The following is a 20,697-nucleotide window of genomic DNA, read 5'->3' on the forward strand; positions in this document are numbered from 1 at the left end:
ATATCATATAAATATACTAAAAGCAATTCTTATTTTAGTAAAAGTTGTATTTTTGACTAAAATTTGAAAACATCTGAACGTTTTACAAAAAATGATGGATAAATATTCCTTTTTAAACGCCGCTCACTCAGCACACTTCGCTGAATTATACGATCAATATTTACAATATCCGGATTCTGTTGAACCAAGCTGGAGAGCCTTCTTTCAAGGTTTCGATTTTGGATCAGAAAACAGTGACGCCACTTACGTTGATGGCGAGTCTTGTATCTCTCCTGAAGTTCCTGAGCACATGCAAAAGGAATTCAATGTGGTACGCTTAATTGATGGGTACAGAAATAGAGGTCATTTATTTACAAAAACCAACCCTGTTAGAGAACGCCGTAAATACGAGCCTACTTTGGCAATTGAGAATTTCGGTCTTCATAAGGAAGATCTTAAAACGGTTTTTTCTGCTGGAGAGATCCTCGGGACTGGACCTCTAACGTTAGAGAGCATTATTGAACATCTTGAGAAGATTTATTGTTCTTCTATAGGTGTGGAATATATGTATATCCGCAATCCTAAAGAAATTGAATGGATTCAGAAAAAACTGAACGTTAACGATAACCAGCCGAAATTTTCTACAGATCAGAAAAAACATATCCTTACAAAACTTAACGAAGCCGTTTCTTTTGAAAGCTTCTTGCATACAAAATATGTAGGGCAAAAACGTTTTTCATTGGAAGGAGGAGAGTCTTTAATTCCTGCATTGGACACGCTTATTGAAAATGCTGCCGAAGTTGGTGTTAAGGAATTTGTTATGGGAATGGCGCATCGTGGCCGTTTGAGCACATTGATCAATATTTTCGGAAAATCAGCAAAAGATATCTTTAGCGAGTTTGATGGAAAAGATTATGAGCAGGAAATTTTTGATGGTGATGTTAAGTATCACTTAGGCTGGACAAGCGATAGAGAATCAAAAGGAGGAAAGAAAATAAACTTGAATATTGCTCCAAACCCTTCGCATTTAGAAACGGTAGGTGCCGTAGTTGAAGGAATCGCGAGAGCAAAACAAGACGATAAATATAGTGATAACCCATCTCAAGTATTGCCAATTATTGTGCATGGAGATGCTGCAATTGCAGGTCAAGGGTTGGTGTATGAAGTAATTCAAATGGTGAATTTGGATGGCTACAAAACCAGTGGAACTATACATATTGTGGTGAATAATCAAATCGGGTTTACCACAAACTATTTAGATGCACGTTCTAGTACCTATTGTACTGATGTTGCAAAAGTGACATTGTCGCCAGTATTACATGTTAATGCTGATGACGTTGAGGCTGTAGTACACGCCATGTTGTTCGCCTTAGATTTTAGAATGACATTTAAACGCGATGTGTTTATTGATCTTTTAGGCTATAGAAAATATGGTCATAATGAAGGTGATGAACCTCGTTTTACACAACCTAAATTATATAAAGCGATTGCGAAGCATGAAAATCCGAGAGATATTTATGCAGCAAAACTTATAAAAGATGGCATCGTTGATAAGGATTTTGTTCAAAAAATTGAAGAATCTTACAAAGCGAGCTTAGAGGAAGAATTGGAAGATTCCCGCAAGCAGGAAAAAACTGTAATTACCCCATTTATGCAAGATGAATGGACAGGTTTTGAAACTGCTGACGAGAATAGAATGATGGAAGATGTGGATACTACTTTTTCTGAAGAGAAATTAGGAGAAATTGCTGATGTAATTTCTACTTTACCATCAGATAAAAAATTCATCCGTAAAATTGAACGTCTAGTCAAGTCTCGTAAAACAATGTTCGATGAGAATAAATTGGATTGGGCAATGGCGGAGCATTTGGCTTACGGTACTTTGTTGGCAGAAGGTCATGATGTGCGTATGTCAGGACAGGATGTTGAGCGTGGTACATTCTCTCACCGTCACGCTGTGGTTAAGGTTGAAGATAGTGAAGAAGAGATCGTACTGTTGAATCATATTAGTGATAAACAAGGTAAATTCTATATTTACAACTCGTTACTTTCTGAGTATGGTGTGGTTGGTTTTGACTATGGTTATGCTATGGCAAGTCCGAAAACACTAACTATTTGGGAAGCGCAGTTTGGAGATTTCAGTAATGGTGCACAAATTATGTTAGACCAATATATCTCTGCTGCAGAAGATAAATGGAAGTTGCAAAACGGATTGGTAATGCTATTACCACACGGTTATGAAGGTCAAGGTGCAGAGCATTCTTCAGCCCGTATGGAGCGTTATTTACAGTTGTGTGCTAGTGATAATATGTATGTTGCAGATTGTACAACACCTGCAAACATGTACCATTTGTTGAGAAGACAGGTAAAGGCTAACTTTAGAAAACCGTTGATCATTTTCACACCTAAGAGTTTATTGCGTCATCCATTAGTGGTGTCGTCTGTTGATGAATTTGCAAACGGAAGTTTCCAAATGGTCATTGATGATAAACAAGCAGAAGTTGATAAGATAAAAACACTTGTTTTTGTTACTGGTAAATTCTACTATGATCTTTTAGAGGTCAAAGAAGAGCAGAAGAGAGATGATGTTGCTTTGGTAAGAATTGAGCAATTGTTCCCATTACCAGCAAAACAGATGCGTGAGATTTTAAAGAAATATAAAAACGCTGATGATGTTGTTTGGGCACAAGAGGAACCACGTAACATGGGGGCTTACAGCTTTATGATGATGCATTTTGAAGAGTCTAAATCATTTAGAATTGCTTCTAGACGTGCTTATGGTGCGCCAGCAGCGGGAAGTTCAACACGTTCTAAACGTCGTCATAAAGAAGTGATTGACTATGTCTTTGACAAAACAAAAAATAACCAACGATAAAAATTAAAATACTCCTGCTTTGGCGGGAATTCAACAACGCAAACCAATAGGTTACAAAAAACAATAAGAACTATGATTTTAGAAATGAAAGTTCCTTCACCAGGAGAGTCCATTACAGAGGTAGAAATTGCAACTTGGTTAGTTGCAGATGGCGATTATGTAGAAAAAGATCAGGCTATTGCTGAGGTAGATAGTGATAAGGCCACTTTAGAGCTTCCAGCTGAGGCCAGCGGAATTATTACATTAAAGGCAGAAGAAGGTGATGCTGTTGCCGTTGGTGAAGTGGTATGTTTAATAGATACGTCTGCTGAAAAACCAGGAGGTGGATCAGATGACAAAGCGCCTTCAGGTGATGAAGGTTCTGGTGATAAAAATGTTGAAAAAGAATTGGCTACTGAGCAAAAAGAAACTCCAAAGGAGGAAGCTAAGCCAGCAGCAAAAACATATGCTACAGGAGTTGCTAGCCCTGCAGCTAAAAAAGTATTAGCTGAAAAGAATATGTCAGCTTCAGATGTTAGCGGTACAGGCAAAGATGGCCGTATCACTAAAGATGATGCTGTAAAAGCTGTTCCGTCAATGGGGACGCCTTCAGGTGGAAGCCGTGGGGAATCACGTTCAAGATTATCTATGTTGCGTCGTAAAGTTGCAGAACGTTTGGTGTCGGCTAAAAACGAAACCGCGATGTTGACCACTTTCAATGAAGTGGATATGACTGCAATCTTTAAATTACGTGAAGAATATAAAGAAACCTTCAAAAGCAAACATGGTGTTGGTTTAGGCTTTATGAGTTTCTTTACATTGGCAGCGGTTAGAGCATTAAAATTATACCCTGCAGTAAACTCTATGATCGATGGTCAGGAAATGTTAAGTTTTGATTTTTGCGATATCAGTATTGCAGTATCAGGACCTAAAGGTTTAATGGTTCCGGTGATTAGAAATGCTGAAAACTTAACTTTTAGAGGCGTTGAAGCTGAAGTAAAACGTTTGGCAATTAGAGCTCGTGATGGTCAGATTACTGTAGATGAAATGACTGGCGGAACATTTACTATTTCTAACGGTGGTGTTTTTGGAAGTATGTTATCTACCCCAATCATCAATCCTCCACAAAGTGCAATTTTAGGAATGCACAACATCGTGGAGCGTCCTGTGGCTATAGATGGTCATGTGGAAATCAGACCAATTATGTACTTAGCAGTATCTTATGACCACAGAATTATTGATGGTAAAGAAAGTGTAGGTTTCTTAGTCGCTATTAAAGAAGCGCTTGAGAACCCGACAGAGTTGTTAATGGATAATGATGTTAAGAGAGCATTGGAGTTATAGATCACACCAATTTATTTAATATAAAAAAGGGGCGCTTTGTATGAAGTGGCCCTTTTTATATGGTCATGTTTTATCAATCTAAAAGAAAGCGACGATAATATTTGCTGTTATAATCAAAATCGCACTTACTATCAGAGCTACAATTAAGGTCTTGTTGATAGGTTTTGTGGTGTTTTTCATGATTAACGATTGTAAAGATTTGCTTTTTGAAGTCCGATTTTTGCGAAGTAACCAATTACCTTGGATGCAACCCCTTTGCTGACTCAGGTTTTCAAATGTAAATTTCAGCATTCAGATGATGCAAAACAATACGTAGAGCTACGTATATTTAGTTCGAAAGTGCTTAACATAATAAAGCCCTGAATCAATGACAATCCAGAGCTCTATAAAATAATTCCCCTAAGAATTAATAGCAATGTAAATGTCGTGATATTTTCCCTTCTATACAATACGTAGAACTACGTATTTTTTAACTCAATTCGTAATTTTTTGACCTTAATGATAAAAAAAAAGCACATTCTGTCTCTCAGAATGTACTTTTCGTGTTAATTATATAAACTAATTAAAAAAAGACCACTAGAATATTCATTGAAATAACCATTATAGAACTAATGATTAATCCAATGTAAAAGAATGAATTGATAAAATGGGAATCTGATTTCATGATAATTGTCTTATTAAAAAAAGTTCCGAATCGATTGGGAAATCCAGAACTTTACTTCTCCATACAAGAATGATTAATAGCAGGTTAAAGGTCGCTATTAAGACAGTATCAAACAATACGTAAGACTACGTATTTTTTTCAAGGAACTCCTCGTTTTCTTTAGCATAAAGGGCTAAACTGCCCTGTTTGGATTCTAATTCGAGTTTTTTTATGATATGGCTTTTATGTTTTTCGACGGTTCTACTCGAGGTGAAGAGGATGTTACCAATTTCTTTAGCCGTTTTATTTTGAGCAATAAGTCTTAACACTTCTTTTTCCATAGGTGTTAAGGTTTCCAATTCTTTAGGCGCTTCTTTTATTTCGAGATACTCGATAAGTTCAGGGCTAAAGTAAGACTGCCCATTTAAAACGGCAGCAATACAGTTTTCAATTTCTACAAGGGCAAATTCTTTAAGGACATAGCCATAGATTTCAAGGGTTTTGGCTTGTTTATAGATGGCTTCGTCCTTCTCAAAAGTTATCAGTACAATTTTGGTAGGTAACTTTAAATCTTGGCATTTTTGTGCAATTTCTAGCCCTGTCATAAAAGGCATTTGGATGTCTAAAATGGCGATATCCGGTTGTTGCAACTGAATCATCTCAAAAGCTTCCCTGCCATCGGCAGCGCTACCAGTGAGATTGTATTGTTTTTCCGTTAAATAATCGGTGAGACCTTTAAGAATAAGGGGATGATCATCTGCTATAATAATAGAGGCTTTCATGTGCTATTTAATGCTGTTAGGGACTTGAAAGTACTACTTTCTATCAAAACATTAAGAATAAAACTACAATTTTAGATAAACGTATTTTTTGTCATAATCTATAACGGCTTTCGCCTTCTTCAATATGTCGGCACCAATAATACCGTCCACAGGTTTTGCATTATGATGTATGAGGGCGGTGTTGACGTGTGATAAGTTGAAAAGGACTAACGCTACCTTATCCTTTTTCCATTTGCCTATTTTGAGCTTATTTTTTTTGGATAGTTGGGTTAACATGTCTGTGGCCCCAGCTCCAGCAGCTTTAACATTAGAATCTTTGGCTTTTAATTTAAATGTTTCAATCCCTTCAAATCCTACGCAAGAGTTGGAAGCGCCGGTATCTAATATAAATAATCCCTTTACACCATTAATGGTAGCTTTTATTTCAAAATGATTGGTTTTGGTGAGCTTCAGTTTGATTTTTGTATACCCTTTTTCTAAAAGAAAGTCTTTGAGGTTGGTGGGGTTGTGGTCAATTTTTTCTATCATCGTACAATTTCGTTTTATAACCCTAAAAATAGTACAATTATGGGTGCAACTTCCCAATAAAAATATAAATAGGGTGTTTTGGGATTTTCAATAGAAATCAGAATGGTGCCTAATAGTAGGTCGAAATTCCGAAGGAGGTTATGAGGAATTGGGGTTTACAACAGGTGAATTATACAGGCTCTAATTTAAAACTCTCTCTTATATTAAATGCAAATATTTGTAAAAGAACCTATACTTTTGCAAAATGATTATTACAGATACCCATACCCATTTATATAGTGACGCTTTTAATGACGATCGGAAAGCGATGATTGAACGCGCCATTGAAGCCAATGTCACTCGTTTTTTTATACCTGCAATCGATTCTTCATATACAGAAGCTATGTTCCAATTGGAAGCTGATTTCCCTGAATATGTGCATTTGATGACAGGTTTGCATCCTACATCTGTAAAGGAAACTTATAAAGCGGAATTAAGCCATGTTGAAGAACTGCTTTCAAAGCGGAAATTCGTCGCTATTGGTGAAATTGGTATCGATTTATATTGGGATAAATCGACATTAGGGATTCAGCAAGAAGCCTTCAAGCATCAAATTAAATTAGCGAAACAATACCAATTACCTATTGTAATCCATTGTCGCGATGCTTTTGATGAGGTGTTTGACGTTTTGGAATCGGAAAAATCTGATGATTTATTCGGTATTTTCCATTGCTTTACTGGCGATTTAGAACAAGCAAAACGAGCTATTTCTTATAATATGAAATTGGGTATTGGCGGTGTCGTAACGTTCAAGAATGGCGGGGTTGATAAATTTTTGGGTGAAATAGATCTCAAACATATTGTTCTTGAAACCGATTCCCCTTATTTAGCGCCCACACCATTTAGAGGGAAACGCAATGAAAGTTCATACATTATAAAGGTGTTAGAGAAACTATCGGACATCTATAATGTATCGCAAGAAAAGATTGCCGACATTACCACTGAAAATTCTAAAGCCATTTTTAAAATTTAAGTTATGTCCAACAAGCAACCCGACATCTTATTAATATATACAGGTGGTACCATTGGTATGATCAAACACGCCGAATCAGGTGCACTGAAAGCATTCGATTTTAGTAATTTGATTAAAAAAATACCGGAACTGAAGCTGTTGGATTGTCAGATAACAACCTATTCTTTTGAAGAACCTATAGATTCATCTAATATGAATCCACAATATTGGATCCAGATTGCGGAAGTTATCGAGAATAATTACTCTGCTTTTGATGGATTTGTGGTCTTACATGGTAGTGATACCATGAGCTATACCGCATCAGCGTTAAGCTTTATGCTGGAAAACCTGGCAAAACCCGTTATTTTAACAGGATCTCAATTGCCAATTGGAGATTTGCGCACCGATGCTAAAGAAAACCTTATTACGTCCATCCAAATGGCGTCTTTGCAATACCAAGGCAAACCCGTTATCAAAGAGGTTGGGCTTTATTTTGAATACAAGCTATACCGAGGCAATAGAACCACGAAAATCAACGCGGAGCATTTTGAAGCTTTTGAATCTTTAAATTATCCTGATTTAGCTGAATCGGGAGTGCATTTAAAGGTGTCTAAAGAGCATCTTTTTAAGCCCAACACGCGAAAAATATTTAAAGTTCATAAAAATCTAGAGAACCATATCGCCTTAATAAAAATGTTTCCAGGTATTTCAAAACCGGTTTTGGAGTGCATGTTTTCTTCTCCTTATATTAAAGGTATTATTTTGGAAACCTATGGTGCAGGAAATACAACTACGGAAGATTGGTTTATAGAGCTTGTAAAAAGCACCATCAAAAAAGGTATTCCCGTGGTAAATGTAACCCAATGTTCCGGCGGAAGTGTGAATATGGGGCAGTATGAAACGAGCTCACAATTGAAAAAAATGGGCGTTATTTCAGGAAAAGACATTACTACAGAGGCTGCAGTGACCAAATTAATGTACTTGTTGGGAGAAAAAATTTCGGCTAAAACGTTCAAAACCATATTTGAAACGTCTTTACGAGGAGAAATGTCTTAAAATTAACGCTGAAAATTTTCTGACCTTAAAGATTTTTTCGTTATTTGGCACAGCAATTAAGTTCTAAATTTTAGAGAGGTGGCCGAGCGGTCGAAGGCGCACGCCTGGAAAGCGTGTATACGTCAAAAGCGTATCGAGGGTTCGAATCCCTTCCTCTCTGCAATTAATTTTTAGTTTGCGGTTGTATTTAATAATTAGAGGCAACCTTTAGAATTGGAATTATATTGCGATGCCACGGTAGGTTTAAAGATTTGAGATATCAGTAAATCTCTTAGACTCTCCCGTATTTTTATTTTTTAATTGCAATTTTTTTATATCTTTAACACTTTAACTAATAAAATTAAGATCAGAACAATGAAAAGACTATTTTCTATCCTAGCCATCGCAGGAATCATGGCTTTCGGAACTGTAAGTGCAAATAACTATGCAACTGCAGCATCAATGGCGACTACAACCGTTGCAACAGTAACTCAAGACGAGACTCCGGCTCAGGCTGAAGAACTTGGGTTTCATCAAGAATTAAAGAAACGTTTTATTGAAGGTGGCCCAGGCTTTATGGGTATTGTATTGCTTTGTTTAATTTTAGGACTTGCAATTGCCATTGAAAGAATTATCTTTTTAAATTTATCTACTACAAACACTAAGAAATTAGTTCAAAATGTAGAAGATGCTTTACAATCAGGTGGAATCGAAGCTGCTAAAGAAGTTTGTAGAAATACAAAAGGTCCTGTTGCTTCAATCTACTACCAAGGTTTAGATAGAGCTGACGGCGATTTAGATGCTGCTGAGAAAGCTGTTGTTGCTTACGGTGGTGTTCAAATGGGTCAGTTAGAGAAAAACGTATCTTGGATTTCATTATTTATCGCATTGGCTCCAATGTTAGGGTTCATGGGTACTGTAATTGGTATGATCCAAGCCTTCGATAAAATTGAAGCTGCTGGAGATATGCAACCTTCTCTTGTTGCGGGTGGTATTAAAGTAGCACTTTTAACAACGGTATTTGGTCTTATTGTAGCTATTATTCTTCAAGTGTTTTACAACTACATCATTGCTAAAATTGATAGTATTGTAAATGACATGGAAGATGCATCTATCACATTGATGGATATGCTCGTGAGATACAAAAAATAAACCGCACAATTAAAGAAAATTATGAATTTACACAAAATATTAAAAATAGTAGCTGCGCTTCTGGGCCTTGCTGGTATCATCTTTTTAGTGATGATTATCTCAAAGGGTGACGAAGCGATCAAAGCTGCAGCTCTTGATGGCGACAGTGCGATCATAGACCCAATGGCTTTTGTAACTTACATTATTTTTGCACTGACTATAGCTTTCGTTCTGTTTTTTGTGGTGAAAAACTTGTTTACAAATACAAGTTCTTTAAAAAGCACGTTAATAGGAGTAGGAGCTTTTGCAGCAGTCTTAATAGTGGCTTACATGTTCTCTAGTGGAGATGATGCTGGTAAATACTTTTACAATGGCGTTCCTGCAACTGAAGGAGAGTCACATATGGTAGGTGCAGGCCTTATAGCATTTTACATACTTATATGTGGTGCTGCAGCTGCAATGGCATTATCAGGAATCAAAAAAATAACTAAGTAATTATGGCAAAAAGATCAGCACCCGAAGTTAATGCAGGATCCATGGCTGATATTGCATTTTTGCTTCTTATCTTTTTCTTGGTCACAACGACTATTGAGACCGATACAGGTTTAAACAGAAAATTACCTCCGATTGATGACCAAGAGGTGGAACCACCGGTCATTAAGCAGAAGAATATCTTTACAGTTTTAATTAACGGAAAAAATCAACTTATGGTTGAGGATGAGTTAATGGAGCTTAAAGATTTGAGAAAAGCTGCTGTTGAATTTTTAGACAACGGTGGTGGTGTTGGAGAGGATGGATGTACTTACTGTAAAGGTAAAAAAGATCCAAAATCATCTGACAACCCTGATAAGGCTATTATTTCATTGAAAAACGAGAGAGAAACAAAGTATTCTGTTTATATCTCTGTTCAAAATGAGTTGGTAGCAGCCTACAATCAGTTAAGAGATAGAAGAGCTATGGAGCTTTATGGAAAGACCTTGAAAGAAATGGAAGCTAATTATGCTGATGTTAACTGGATAGGGAACAAGGAAACGCTTAAAGACAAAATCGAGAAGATTAAACTTGAGTATCCTCAAAAGCTATCAGAAGTTCAAAATTAATTTAGAAAAAAAGCAATATGGCCAAATTTAATAAAAAGAAATCAGGCGATTTACCAGCAATATCAACAGCGTCTTTACCAGACATTGTATTTATGCTATTGTTCTTTTTTATGGTGGCAACTACAATGCGTGATACGACGTTGAAGATTGAGAACAAATTACCGTTTGCAGATCAAATTGAGAAACTTGATAAAAAAGATTTGGTAATGTATATTTATATTGGAAAACCTCAAGAAGCTTTCCAAGGTAAATACGGAAAAGAATCTCGTATTCAACTTAATGATAAGTTTGCTGATCTATCTGAAATTAAAGCATTTATTGCTTCTGAAAGAGCCTCTAAAAGAGAAGAACTTGTCCCATTTTTGACAGTTGCTCTTAAAGTGGATCAAGATGCTAATATGGGCTTGGTAGGTGATGTTAAGAAAGAACTTAGAAAAGAGAATGCATTAAAAATCAATTACACCACTAAAAAAGGTGATGTATTTGCAAATAAGAAGAACTAAAAATATTAGTTAAATAGTCTAAAAAGCACCCTATTCCAATAGGGTGCTTTTTTATTTATATAAAGTTTGGTTGATCGTCTGAATTTATCGACGACATTGACTTTATTCTCAGTAGGAATTCCTTTTTTTCTTGCGATGGATTTAATCAGGATTATAAATTATATTTGTAATATGAAAAACGCTGTTTTTTTAATCCTATTCGCTTCCCTTTCGACTCTTATGTCGGCGCAACAGCCTACAGATTCTACTTTTGTTGATCACAACTACAGGGAAGATCAGTTTTATTTTTCTATAACTTATAACCTCCTGGGTAAAGTACCTGATGACCTTAAGCAAAGTGGTTTTTCAAGTGGCATTCATTTTGGGGTCATTAGAGATATGCCTATCAATACGCGGCGGAATGTAGCCTTTGGTGTTGGTTTAGGTCTTTCTGCTAATTCGTACAATCAGAATATTCTGATTTCTGAAGGTGCGGATGGAAATTATGATTACCAAATTATTGATGAGAGTGAGGTGACTTTTAAAAGAAACAAATTCACCACGTATACCTTAGAAGTACCTATAGAATACCGTTGGCGTACCTCTACTGCAAAGGAATATAAGTTCTGGCGGATTTATACAGGTGTAAAGGTTGGGTATGTGTTTTATAATTCCTCAAAATTTATAGGGAGCGGTGATGATGTGAAACTCACCAATATCAGCGATATTAATCCACTACAATACGGACTAACATTAAGCGCAGGGTATTCCACTTGGAATTTTCATGTCTATTATGGCCTCAATTCCATTTTTAAGGACACTGCACAGCTTGATGGAATGTCTGTGGATATGAATAGCATCAAAATAGGATTGATGTTTTACGTGCTTTAATTCGCCGTTTAAACGATAATCTTTCAATCTTACTTAATTACGATCAATCGGTTTTCTACAACCAATAATTCAATAAGATCAATTGCGGAAGCAATCCTACAAAGAAGCCAATAATCAATTCAATAGGGGTGTGTGCCTTTAGGTGTAATCTGGAAGTTGCAATAGCGCCTATGATGATACACATTAAAGCAATAGAGCCGTTGATGTTGATTTTGAAATGAATACTCAAAGCCACTGCGAACATAAAAAACCCGACACTTCCAATCATATGGATGCTTGCTTTGACTTTAAATATGGCCAAAAACAAACAGGCTAAAGTAGAGAAGAGGATGCCTAAAAAGAAGTAGTAAAGCTCAGGAATTTCCTCATAAGGCAAAACGCGAGTAAGAATTAAAGCTATAATAATCCCATTCAGCATTAAGGGCAAAATGCGTTCCCTGGTAGTTGCCAAATGTAAGGACTCTACTCTTTTCAATGTTTTTAGCAAGAAATAGAGGAGAATTGGTAAAATCAGCGTTAAAATAGTCACCGAAAACACCTTGGCCTTCATCACAGGATCTGGAATAAACCGTGGTGTTTTTGAAAAATAGAAAACCACCCCAAGTAAGGGCATGATCAATGGATGAAAGATATAAGAGATACTCTTTAAAAGATAGTGTATCATATTTTTTTTCGTAATCGCGCTACAGGAATATCGAGTTGTTCTCTGTATTTGGCAACTGTACGTCGTGCAATAGGATATCCTTTTTCCAATAAAATAGTGGCTAATTTCTCGTCAGTAAGTGGTTTACGCTTATTTTCATCTTCAATAACCGTTTCGAGGATTTTCTTAATTTCTCGTGTAGAAACTTCTTCCCCTTGATCGTTGGTCATTGATTCTGAGAAAAACTCCTTAATCAATTTGGTGCCATAAGGCGTATCTACATATTTGCTATTGGCAACACGAGACACTGTTGAGACATCCATTTCAATCTCGTCAGCAATATCCTTTAAAATCATCGGTTTTAGCTTGCGCTCATCGCCCGTAAGGAAGTATTCCTTCTGATAGTGCATAATGGCGCTCATCGTTACAAATAAAGTCTGCTGACGCTGTTTAATGGCTTCAATGAACCATTTTGCGGCATCCAGCTTTTGTTTGATGAACATCACCGCATCCTTTTGCGATTTCGACTTGTCTTTGGCCTCCTTATAGCCTTTCATCATGTTGCTGTACTCTCGAGATACATGCAGTTCTGGTGCATTTCTACCGTTTAAGGTAAGCTCCAATTCGCCATCTACAATTCTTATGGCAAAATCTGGTACAATATGTTCTACTATACGGTTGTTCCCTGAATAGGAACCGCCCGGTTTAGGATTTAAGCGCTCAATTTCATCAATAGCATCTTTGAGTTGCATTTCAGTGATATCGAACTTCTGAATCAGTTTTTTGTAGTGTTTCTTCGTGAATTGATCAAACGCGTTATCAATAATCTCAATCGCTAATTCCACATCCGGATTCTTCTCCTTACGATGCAATTGAATACTCAAACATTCTTGAAGATTACGCGCGCCAACTCCTGCAGGATCCAATTGATGGACCACATGAAGCACTTTTTCTATAGATTTTTCGTCAGTAAATACATTCTGGGTAAAAGCCAAATCATCAGTTATATCCGCTAATGAGCGTCTGATATAGCCACTTTCATCAACGCTGCCTACTAAAAATTCAGCAATATCGCGTTCATCATCAGTCAACCTAAATGTGTTGAGCTGATTGGTTAAATATTGGGTAAATGAAGTGCCTGCCGCAAAAGGAATATCCTTATCCTCATCATCGGCACTATAGTTATTCGCCTGAGTTCTATAATCAGGAATATCATCATCACTTAAATACTCATCAACATTGATGTCTTCACCAATTTGTTCATTGTCTTCGTACTCGTCCTGAGTGTTGTCAAACTCGTCAAAATTATCGTCAAGTTCGTCCGATTCCTTTCCAGATTCCAAGGCCGGATTTTCTTCCATTTCCTGCTTTAAGCGCTGCTCAAATGCTTGCGTAGGCAACTGGATCAGCTTCATCAACTGAATTTGTTGCGGCGACAACTTTTGGGATAATTTGAACTGTAAATACTGCTTCAGCATACGTATAAAAGGATTTAATCTAAAAATAGAAAAAACAATCTATAAATGTAATAAATATAGATTGTTTTGTGAAAAAATTACGTTTTCAGACCTCGCGCTTCAATAGTTTAAAATTGACCTGTGAGGCGATGTATACTAATTAGAACTCTGCGTTATGCGGCGTTCTTGGGAAAGGAATGACATCGCGGATGTTACCCATTCCGGTTGCGAACATTACCAAACGCTCAAAACCAAGTCCGAAGCCTGAATGCACTGCGGTTCCGTATTTACGTAAATCTAAATACCACCATAATTCTTCTTCATCAATGTCTAAGGCTTTCATCTTTTCTCTTAGAACGTCTAAGCGCTCTTCACGTTGCGAACCTCCAACCATTTCACCAATACCTGGGAAAAGGATGTCCATAGCGCGAACGGTCTTACCATCTTCATTCAAACGCATGTAGAACGCTTTGATGTTAGCTGGATAATCAAATAAAATTACTGGACATTTGAAGTGTTTTTCAACTAAGAAACGCTCGTGCTCACTTTGAAGATCTGCACCCCATTCTTCAATAATATAGTTGAATTGCTTCTTTTTATTTGGTTTTGAATTCTTTAAAATATCGATGGCTTCGGTATAGCTTACACGTTTGAAGTTGTTGTCAATCACAAAACGCAGCTTTTCAATAAGGCTCATTTCTGAACGCTCAGCTTGTGGTTTCGTTTTTTCTTCGTCCAATAAACGTTGCTCTAAGAATTCTAAGTCTGCACGGTTATGCTCTAAAACATATTTCAGGACAGATTTTAAGAAATCTTCAGCCAAGTCCATGTTTCCTGCCAAGTCCATAAAAGCAACCTCTGGTTCAATCATCCAGAATTCAGCCAAATGGCGGGATGTATTAGAATTTTCAGCTCTAAATGTAGGACCAAAAGTATACACTTTACCTAAAGACATGGCGTAAGCTTCTGCTTCCAACTGTCCAGATACCGTAAGATTGGTTTCCTTGCCAAAGAAATCTTCTTTGTAATTAACGTTGCCTTCTTCAGTTAATGGTGGATTCTTAGCATCCAATCCCGTTACACGGAACATTTCTCCTGCACCTTCAGCATCACTCCCAGTAATAATTGGGGTGTGCATATAGTAAAATCCGTTATCGTTAAAATATTTATGAATCGCGAAAGATAAGGTTGAACGCAAACGCATTACCGCACTAAAAGTATTGGTTCTGGTACGTAAGTGTGCATTTTCGCGTAAAAATTCAAAAGAGTGTTTTTTAGGCTGAATTGGGTATGTTTCAGGATCAGAATCACCTAAAATTGCAATCTGATCAACTTTAATTTCAACAGATTGACCTTTACCTTGACTTTCAATCAATTCACCTTTAATATGAACTGCGGCACCAGTAGTGATGCGCTTTAAGATTTTTTCGTCGGTATTTTCAAAGTCTACAACACACTGTATATTTTGAAGTGAAGAACCATCATTTAAAGCAATAAAACGATTCGCTCTAAAGGTTCTTACCCACCCTTTAATGTCAATGTCTTGCGGTTTAAAATCGGCCTTTAATAGTTCTGCAACAGTTTTTGATGTCATCGTCATAAATTTAAGTGTGCAAAGATAAAAAAAGCCCATAAGCTTTCAATCTTTAATGTCTCAAAAAACAGATTCCAAACGGAAATGTAACTTCAGTTTGGAATCAGATATTTAGGTGTGGTGGTTATCCGCTTCCGAATCGTCTTCTTCAGGGATAATGTTTATTGTAGGTTCTTTCAAGGTTTCTTTGTTGGCGATGCTCTTTTCTAAAGATAACAACAAAGACGGCAACAAGAGCAGATTGGATAACATCGCGAATAATAGGGTTGCTGAAACTAACGCACCCAATGCAACGGTACCTCCAAAAATCGATAAGGTGAATACTGAGAACCCGAAGAATAAAACAATTGACGTATAAAACATACTCACGCCAGTTTCACGCAAGGCGCCATAAACGGACTTCTTAATCTTCCAATTATTGGCTTGCAATTCTTGTCGGTATTTTGCCAAAAAGTGTATGGTGTCATCAACTGAAATCCCAAAGGCAATACTAAACACTAAGATAGTTGAAGGTTTTATTGGTACGCCCAAATACCCCATGAGTCCTGCGGTGATTAACAATGGCAATAAGTTCGGGATCAAGGAGACTACAATCATTCTAAACGATCGGAACATATAGGCCATAAACAAGGCAATCAGAAGAATGGCAAGTGAGAGTGAAATGACAAGGTTTTTAACCAAATAATTGGTTCCTTTTTGGAACACCAACGCTTTACCAGTCATGATGACCTCGTACTGCTCTTCTGGAAATAGTTTGTCGATTTTGGTTTGAAGGTCTTCTTCGATACGTTCCATTTTATCAGTACCAATATCTTTCATAAAAGTGGTGATACGTGCATAACGGCCAGTACTGTCTACAAAACTCTTTAAAAGGTCAGCTTCTGTACTGGAGTTTTTAGCGTATGATAAAATAAAACTGTTTTCTTGGCTTGTTGGTAATTGATAATATTTAGGGTTGCCATTATAATAGGCTTGTTTTGAATATTTCACCAAACTGACCACGGACACAGGGCGAGAAAGTTGCGGAATTTCATTAATATGTTCCTCTAACTCATTCATTCGCTTGAGCGTGCTCAACTTCATGACCCCTTTTTTACGCTTGGTATCTACCATGATTTCCAAAGGCATGATGCCGTTGAATTCATTCTCAAAAAAGCGGATGTCCTTAAAAAATTCCGTGTCTTGAGGCATGTCTTCAATAAGACTTCCTGAAATCTTTATTTGGAAAATGCCAATTATACTTAGGGTCAATAAACTTACCGCCGTGATGTAAATGGTAATACGGCGTTCTTTAACCATGCGTGCCATCCAATCCACAAATCCTGTAGTCCAACGGCGATTAAAATGATCTAAATGGCGCTCTTTAGGATAAGGTAAAAAGGTGTAGATGATTGGAATTATCAGTAAAGAGAGTATAAATATTGAAATAATACTCAACGATGCGACAATACCAAATTCTTTTAATAAGGTGCTTTGAGTTAGAATAAACGTAGCAAAACCAGAGGCCGTGGTCATGTTGGTCATTAACGTAGCGTTCCCAATTTTAGTGATGACACGTTGTAATGATTTTACTTTGTTTCCATGAAGTTTTACCTCATGTTGGTATTTATTGATTAGGAAAATACAATTGGGAATTCCGATTACAATGATTAATGGCGGAATTAAAGCCGTCAGTACGGTAATTTCATAACCCAAGAGCCCGATAATACCAAAAGTCCACATAACGCCCACAGAAACCACAAGAAGCGCTATGAGTGTCGCTCTAATCGATCTGAAAAACAAAAAGAATATAAATGACGTTACTAATAGAGCAGCCCCAATAAACAGCCCGATTTCATCTACAATACTTTGGGAATTTAGGGTTCTGATATATGGCATACCGGAAACTCGAACGTCCATATCATACTTTTCTTCAAAAGTTTTGATTTTGGTTTCCAGGACATCCATAATGAAATCTTTCCTAGCTGCCGTATTGATAATATCCTTTTTGAGGTAAATGGCTGTTCTTATAGTACGCGTTTCTTTATTGAAAAGAAAGTTGTCATAAAAGGGATATTGCTGAAAAAGCTCTTGTTGTAAGGTGTCAATTTCAGAAAGCGTCGTTAAAGAATCTGTTATGAAAGGTTTCAGATCAAACTTTTCCTTTTCCGTATTCTTGACGAGTTTTTGAAGGTCTTTTATGGATAGAACGGTTTCGACTTCGTCATACTGCTTGAAACTTTCAGAAAGTCGGTTCCATGCATTTAATTTTTCAACTGTAAAAAGTGAGGAGTCTTTAACACCAAGGACGACCAAATTGCCTTCCTCTCCAAAAATGTCTAGAAATTTATTGTAGGTCTGATTGACTTCGTGATCATTGGGAAGAAGGTTGGCTTCCGTAAACGTGAAGCGCATGTTTTTCCATTGGGTACTAAAAAATAGCGTTATTAAAACAATAACAACCAGTATTATAATTTTGTTTCGCAATATTAATCGCGCTACAACTTCCCAAAAACTTTTTGTAAATAGTTTAGACATAGCAAATTTAACTCAGACAAAGGTAGAAAAAACAAAAGATTTGCCGCTCGTTTAAAGCGTAATATTAAAAGTGAACTTGGCTGCTACGTTGTCAGCGAATTCCGGCAAATGGTAACCGCCATAGCGATAGGCAAAACTTAATCCAAAACCAAAAAGGATTTTATTCAACTCAAGGCCGGCTTCAGAAAACCCCTTGTTAAGAGTTCCAAAAGTAACCCCTTGATGACGCTCAATGTGATGCATGTTCCCCAAAGCATATCGAGAAATAAGTACCATTTGTGGCTGCATGCGTTTTGAAATGTTAAAAGGCTTCAAATAATGCTTAAGTTGAAGTGTTGCAAATCTGTCAGAAAAAAACTCATTGAAATACATGGTTTCAAAACTGTTAATTCCTGCTACGGAAAAGCGTTGTAAAATGGTCTGTTTATTAATGTTGTTAGGATAGGCGTGGTACAAATGGGTCAGTGGCGTTTTACCTGTCGCAAGACCTCCAGTTAAGGTAGCTTCTGTAAAATTATCACCTTCAACATTGTGATTTAATTTGTAAATGGTCCTAAAATCAGCTTTAAAGGAATTAAAATCGCCACCCAAAACATCCTTAAAAGTTTTAGTCATTTGCAAGGTGAAATTTGGAAAGCCTTCTTTTTCGACCTCTACATCACCTATGGTTTCAAAAGTGTTAAAAGGATTCCACTGCAAAGATAATTGCGCTCTACTCATCCTGAATTCCGTGTAGGCGGTATCATCAACAAGAAAAGTATAGTTGTAGGTTGTGGTAACATTGCTTCGTGAAAGTTGAGTTTCAGATAACAAATAGGGCGTAATCCTATGTTCTAACGAAATTGCTTTGGTGATATGATGATGAAAACGATCAATATTCAATAAGCGTGGCTCAAAAAAGGAGAAGAAGCGTTTATCGGTCAAGAAATTTGAACTTCCGGTTTCTTGTAAATCGTCAGTGTACGAAAGATTGACCCAAGTTTCAGATTTTTTAGAAAGCCTGAATCCGCCAGCCATGCTATATTTGAAATTATGATCCTTAAAACCATAAACAACATAGCCATTCATTCGGTATTTGTCCGAAAAATTTTCATTGGTTCTTCCTCCTAAACCGGTTCTTACACCTTCATACTGATTGAATTTAAATAAGTACCTTAAATCAATATCAATGTATTGAGTAGGGAAGAAGCCGTTTCCAATTTGTTTGAAAAACTTACTTTTTTTGAGTGAATCTTGTTCTACAACAGTTAGTGTGTCTCCTGTTTTAGCAGGGATTTGCGACTGTGCTGACCATATGCAAGCGATAAAAAAGAGAAAAGCACAGTATTTTTGCATCGTAAGTTTTAGTGATTAATGTTTAAAGATAAAAAAAGCGACTTAAGAGTCGCTTTTGAGTTATACTGTCATGATCTCTTTTTCTTTAGATTCTAAGAGTTCATCAATCTTTTTAACGTACTTATCTGTTAAATGTTGTACATCTTGCTCTGCACCTTTTTGAAGGTCTTCAGAAACATCCTCTAATTTCTTGATATCTGTATTCGCATCTTTTCTCGCACTACGAACCCCAATTTTAGCATCTTCAGCTTCTGCTTTCGCAACTTTTGCAAGTTCACGACGACGCTCTTCCGTTAAAGGTGGTACATTGATGATGATGATGTCACCATTGTTCATTGGATTGAATCCTAAGTTTGCGATTTGAATGCCTTTCTCAATTTCTTGAAGCATGTTTTTCTCCCAAGGTTGTACAGAAATTGTTCTACCGTCAGGAGTATTCACGTTAGCTACTTGGCTTAACGGCGTTTGTGAACCGTAATAGTTAACCATTACGCTGCCCAACATTGCTGGACTTGCTTTCCCGGCTCTAATATTGACAAATTGTTTTTCAAGATGCTTAATGGCGTTATCCATTGCTTCTTTAGTACTATCTAAAATAAAATTTATGTCTTCGTTCATCATTAAAAAATTTTAAATTCTAAAACAGTTCAAAAAATGAGCCAGATGGCTAGTTTTAGGTTTATAGATTAACTTTAGTTCCAATTTTTTCGCCTAGAACCACTTTTAAGAGGTTTCCTTTTTTGTTCATATCAAAAACAATAATTGGCAATTCATTTTCTTGACTTAAGGTGAAGGCTGTCGTATCCATAACCTTTAATCCTTTTCTTAAAACGTCATCAAAAGTGATGTGGTCAAACTTAACAGCGCTGGTGTCTTTTTCAGGATCGGCGTTGTAAATTCCGTCTACACGAGTACCTTTTAAGATAACATCTGCTTCAATTTCAATGGCGCGTAAAACCGCTGCTGAATCTGTCGTGAAATAAGGATTTCCAGTGCCACCTCCAAAAATGACCACACGGCCTTTTTCTAAATGACGCATCGCTTTTCTTCTGATAAAAGGTTCTGCAACTTGGTTGATGTGAACTGCAGATTGTAAACGTGTTGGAATGCCAGCGTCTTCTAACGCACTTTGCAATGCCAATCCGTTAATTACAGTAGCGAGCATGCCCATATGGTCACCTTGTACGCGATCCATTCCGTTGCTTGCACCTGCAACACCTCTAAAAATATTCCCTCCACCTATTACAATGGCTACTTCCACACCTAATTTGGTGATGGCGCTAATGTCTGCAGCATATTCTTCTAATCGTTGCGGATCAATTCCGTATTGACGATCTCCCATTAATGCTTCGCCTGATAATTTGAGGAGGATTCTTTTATATTTCATTTGT

General features: G+C 36.9%; 18 protein-coding genes and 1 tRNA gene. 10 read left to right on the forward strand and 9 right to left on the reverse strand.

What is annotated here, in order from left to right:
* Positions 1–94: 94 nt before the first annotated feature.
* On the forward strand, positions 95–2,854 hold the full coding sequence (locus Q0947_RS07750) for a 2-oxoglutarate dehydrogenase E1 component (RefSeq protein ID WP_299395017.1): 2,760 nt from the start codon (positions 95–97) through the stop codon (positions 2,852–2,854).
* 72 nt (positions 2,855–2,926) lie between these two features.
* Positions 2,927–4,177, forward strand: coding sequence for a 2-oxoglutarate dehydrogenase complex dihydrolipoyllysine-residue succinyltransferase (gene odhB, locus Q0947_RS07755; protein ID WP_299394878.1), 1,251 nt, complete (start codon positions 2,927–2,929; stop codon positions 4,175–4,177).
* 789 nt (positions 4,178–4,966) lie between these two features.
* Here odhB and Q0947_RS07760 read toward each other — a convergent pair.
* Positions 4,967–5,602 (reverse strand): response regulator transcription factor, encoded by a 636-nt coding sequence (locus Q0947_RS07760; protein WP_299394881.1) that lies wholly within the window; start codon positions 5,600–5,602, stop codon positions 4,967–4,969.
* A 63-nt stretch (positions 5,603–5,665) separates the two neighbouring features.
* On the reverse strand, positions 5,666–6,130 hold the full coding sequence (locus Q0947_RS07765; protein WP_299394885.1) for a retropepsin-like aspartic protease: 465 nt from the start codon (positions 6,128–6,130) through the stop codon (positions 5,666–5,668).
* 244 nt (positions 6,131–6,374) lie between these two features.
* Between Q0947_RS07765 and Q0947_RS07770 the strand changes: the two genes are divergently transcribed.
* The 8 genes from Q0947_RS07770 (at position 6,375) to Q0947_RS07805 (ending at position 11,760) form a co-directional block, all read left to right on the forward strand.
* Complete coding sequence (locus tag Q0947_RS07770) at positions 6,375–7,142, forward strand: TatD family hydrolase (protein WP_299394890.1); 768 nt, start codon at positions 6,375–6,377, stop codon at positions 7,140–7,142.
* A 3-nt stretch (positions 7,143–7,145) separates the two neighbouring features.
* Positions 7,146–8,177 carry an asparaginase gene (locus Q0947_RS07775; RefSeq protein WP_299394893.1) on the forward strand — a complete coding sequence of 344 codons (1,032 nt, stop codon included), beginning with the start codon at positions 7,146–7,148 and terminating at the stop codon, positions 8,175–8,177.
* A 72-nt stretch (positions 8,178–8,249) separates the two neighbouring features.
* Positions 8,250–8,337: transfer RNA gene (locus tag Q0947_RS07780), tRNA-Ser, on the forward strand.
* 194 nt (positions 8,338–8,531) lie between these two features.
* A complete protein-coding gene (locus Q0947_RS07785) occupies positions 8,532–9,308 on the forward strand; it encodes a MotA/TolQ/ExbB proton channel family protein (protein WP_299394897.1) in 777 nt (258 codons plus the stop codon).
* 21 nt (positions 9,309–9,329) lie between these two features.
* Positions 9,330–9,782, forward strand: a complete 453-nt coding sequence (locus Q0947_RS07790) for a hypothetical protein (protein WP_299394901.1) — start codon at positions 9,330–9,332, stop codon at positions 9,780–9,782.
* Between the two features lie 2 nt (positions 9,783–9,784).
* Positions 9,785–10,387, forward strand: coding sequence for a biopolymer transporter ExbD (locus Q0947_RS07795; RefSeq protein WP_299394904.1), 603 nt, complete (start codon positions 9,785–9,787; stop codon positions 10,385–10,387).
* A 17-nt stretch (positions 10,388–10,404) separates the two neighbouring features.
* Positions 10,405–10,890 carry a biopolymer transporter ExbD gene (locus tag Q0947_RS07800; protein ID WP_299394907.1) on the forward strand — a complete coding sequence of 162 codons (486 nt, stop codon included), beginning with the start codon at positions 10,405–10,407 and terminating at the stop codon, positions 10,888–10,890.
* Positions 10,891–11,061: 171 nt separating this feature from the next.
* Positions 11,062–11,760, forward strand: coding sequence for a porin family protein (locus Q0947_RS07805; RefSeq protein ID WP_299394911.1), 699 nt, complete (start codon positions 11,062–11,064; stop codon positions 11,758–11,760).
* Positions 11,761–11,815: 55 nt separating this feature from the next.
* Here Q0947_RS07805 and Q0947_RS07810 read toward each other — a convergent pair whose 3' ends face one another.
* The 7 genes from Q0947_RS07810 to pyrH all read right to left on the reverse strand — a co-directional run bounded on the left by Q0947_RS07810 (position 11,816) and on the right by pyrH (position 20,693).
* Positions 11,816–12,424: a hypothetical protein gene (locus tag Q0947_RS07810; protein ID WP_299394915.1), complete on the reverse strand. Its 609-nt coding sequence runs from the start codon at positions 12,422–12,424 to the stop codon at positions 11,816–11,818.
* Entirely contained in the window at positions 12,421–13,881 is a 1,461-nt protein-coding gene (gene rpoN / locus Q0947_RS07815; RefSeq protein ID WP_299394919.1) for an RNA polymerase factor sigma-54, read from the reverse strand. Before rpoN ends, Q0947_RS07810 begins: the two co-directional genes overlap by 4 nt.
* Positions 13,882–14,020: 139 nt before the next feature.
* The gene (asnS, locus tag Q0947_RS07820; RefSeq protein ID WP_299394923.1) at positions 14,021–15,454 is read right to left on the reverse strand and encodes an asparagine--tRNA ligase; all 1,434 of its coding nucleotides are present in this window, start codon (positions 15,452–15,454) and stop codon (positions 14,021–14,023) included.
* Between the two features lie 111 nt (positions 15,455–15,565).
* Complete coding sequence (locus Q0947_RS07825) at positions 15,566–17,971, reverse strand: efflux RND transporter permease subunit (protein ID WP_299394927.1); 2,406 nt, start codon at positions 17,969–17,971, stop codon at positions 15,566–15,568.
* A 51-nt stretch (positions 17,972–18,022) separates the two neighbouring features.
* A complete protein-coding gene (locus Q0947_RS07830) occupies positions 18,023–19,306 on the reverse strand; it encodes a hypothetical protein (RefSeq protein ID WP_299394931.1) in 1,284 nt (427 codons plus the stop codon).
* 60 nt (positions 19,307–19,366) lie between these two features.
* Complete coding sequence (frr, locus tag Q0947_RS07835) at positions 19,367–19,924, reverse strand: ribosome recycling factor (RefSeq protein ID WP_299394934.1); 558 nt, start codon at positions 19,922–19,924, stop codon at positions 19,367–19,369.
* 61 nt (positions 19,925–19,985) lie between these two features.
* Positions 19,986–20,693 (reverse strand): UMP kinase, encoded by a 708-nt coding sequence (gene pyrH / locus Q0947_RS07840; protein WP_299394938.1) that lies wholly within the window; start codon positions 20,691–20,693, stop codon positions 19,986–19,988.
* Positions 20,694–20,697 lie beyond the last annotated feature (4 nt).

This window comes from uncultured Gelidibacter sp. (genome assembly GCF_947500795.1).
In the GTDB taxonomy this organism is placed as follows: Bacteria; Bacteroidota; Bacteroidia; order Flavobacteriales; family Flavobacteriaceae; genus Gelidibacter.

Excerpts from the sequence above, each read along its gene's own strand:
- Q0947_RS07750 (WP_299395017.1), top strand. The coding sequence starts at position 95 with ATGGATAAATATTCCTTTTTAAACGCCGCTCACTCAGCACACTTCGCT.
- odhB (WP_299394878.1), top strand. The coding sequence starts at position 2,927 with ATGATTTTAGAAATGAAAGTTCCTTCACCAGGAGAGTCCATTACAGAG.
- Q0947_RS07760 (WP_299394881.1), bottom strand. The coding sequence starts at position 5,602 with ATGAAAGCCTCTATTATTATAGCAGATGATCATCCCCTTATTCTTAAA.
- Q0947_RS07765 (WP_299394885.1), bottom strand. The coding sequence starts at position 6,130 with ATGATAGAAAAAATTGACCACAACCCCACCAACCTCAAAGACTTTCTT.
- Q0947_RS07770 (WP_299394890.1), top strand. The coding sequence starts at position 6,375 with ATGATTATTACAGATACCCATACCCATTTATATAGTGACGCTTTTAAT.
- Q0947_RS07775 (WP_299394893.1), top strand. The coding sequence starts at position 7,146 with ATGTCCAACAAGCAACCCGACATCTTATTAATATATACAGGTGGTACC.
- Q0947_RS07785 (WP_299394897.1), top strand. The coding sequence starts at position 8,532 with ATGAAAAGACTATTTTCTATCCTAGCCATCGCAGGAATCATGGCTTTC.
- Q0947_RS07790 (WP_299394901.1), top strand. The coding sequence starts at position 9,330 with ATGAATTTACACAAAATATTAAAAATAGTAGCTGCGCTTCTGGGCCTT.
- Q0947_RS07795 (WP_299394904.1), top strand. The coding sequence starts at position 9,785 with ATGGCAAAAAGATCAGCACCCGAAGTTAATGCAGGATCCATGGCTGAT.
- Q0947_RS07800 (WP_299394907.1), top strand. The coding sequence starts at position 10,405 with ATGGCCAAATTTAATAAAAAGAAATCAGGCGATTTACCAGCAATATCA.
- Q0947_RS07805 (WP_299394911.1), top strand. The coding sequence starts at position 11,062 with ATGAAAAACGCTGTTTTTTTAATCCTATTCGCTTCCCTTTCGACTCTT.
- Q0947_RS07810 (WP_299394915.1), bottom strand. The coding sequence starts at position 12,424 with ATGATACACTATCTTTTAAAGAGTATCTCTTATATCTTTCATCCATTG.
- rpoN (WP_299394919.1), bottom strand. The coding sequence starts at position 13,881 with ATGCTGAAGCAGTATTTACAGTTCAAATTATCCCAAAAGTTGTCGCCG.
- asnS (WP_299394923.1), bottom strand. The coding sequence starts at position 15,454 with ATGACATCAAAAACTGTTGCAGAACTATTAAAGGCCGATTTTAAACCG.
- Q0947_RS07825 (WP_299394927.1), bottom strand. The coding sequence starts at position 17,971 with ATGTCTAAACTATTTACAAAAAGTTTTTGGGAAGTTGTAGCGCGATTA.
- Q0947_RS07830 (WP_299394931.1), bottom strand. The coding sequence starts at position 19,306 with ATGCAAAAATACTGTGCTTTTCTCTTTTTTATCGCTTGCATATGGTCA.
- frr (WP_299394934.1), bottom strand. The coding sequence starts at position 19,924 with ATGAACGAAGACATAAATTTTATTTTAGATAGTACTAAAGAAGCAATG.
- pyrH (WP_299394938.1), bottom strand. The coding sequence starts at position 20,693 with ATGAAATATAAAAGAATCCTCCTCAAATTATCAGGCGAAGCATTAATG.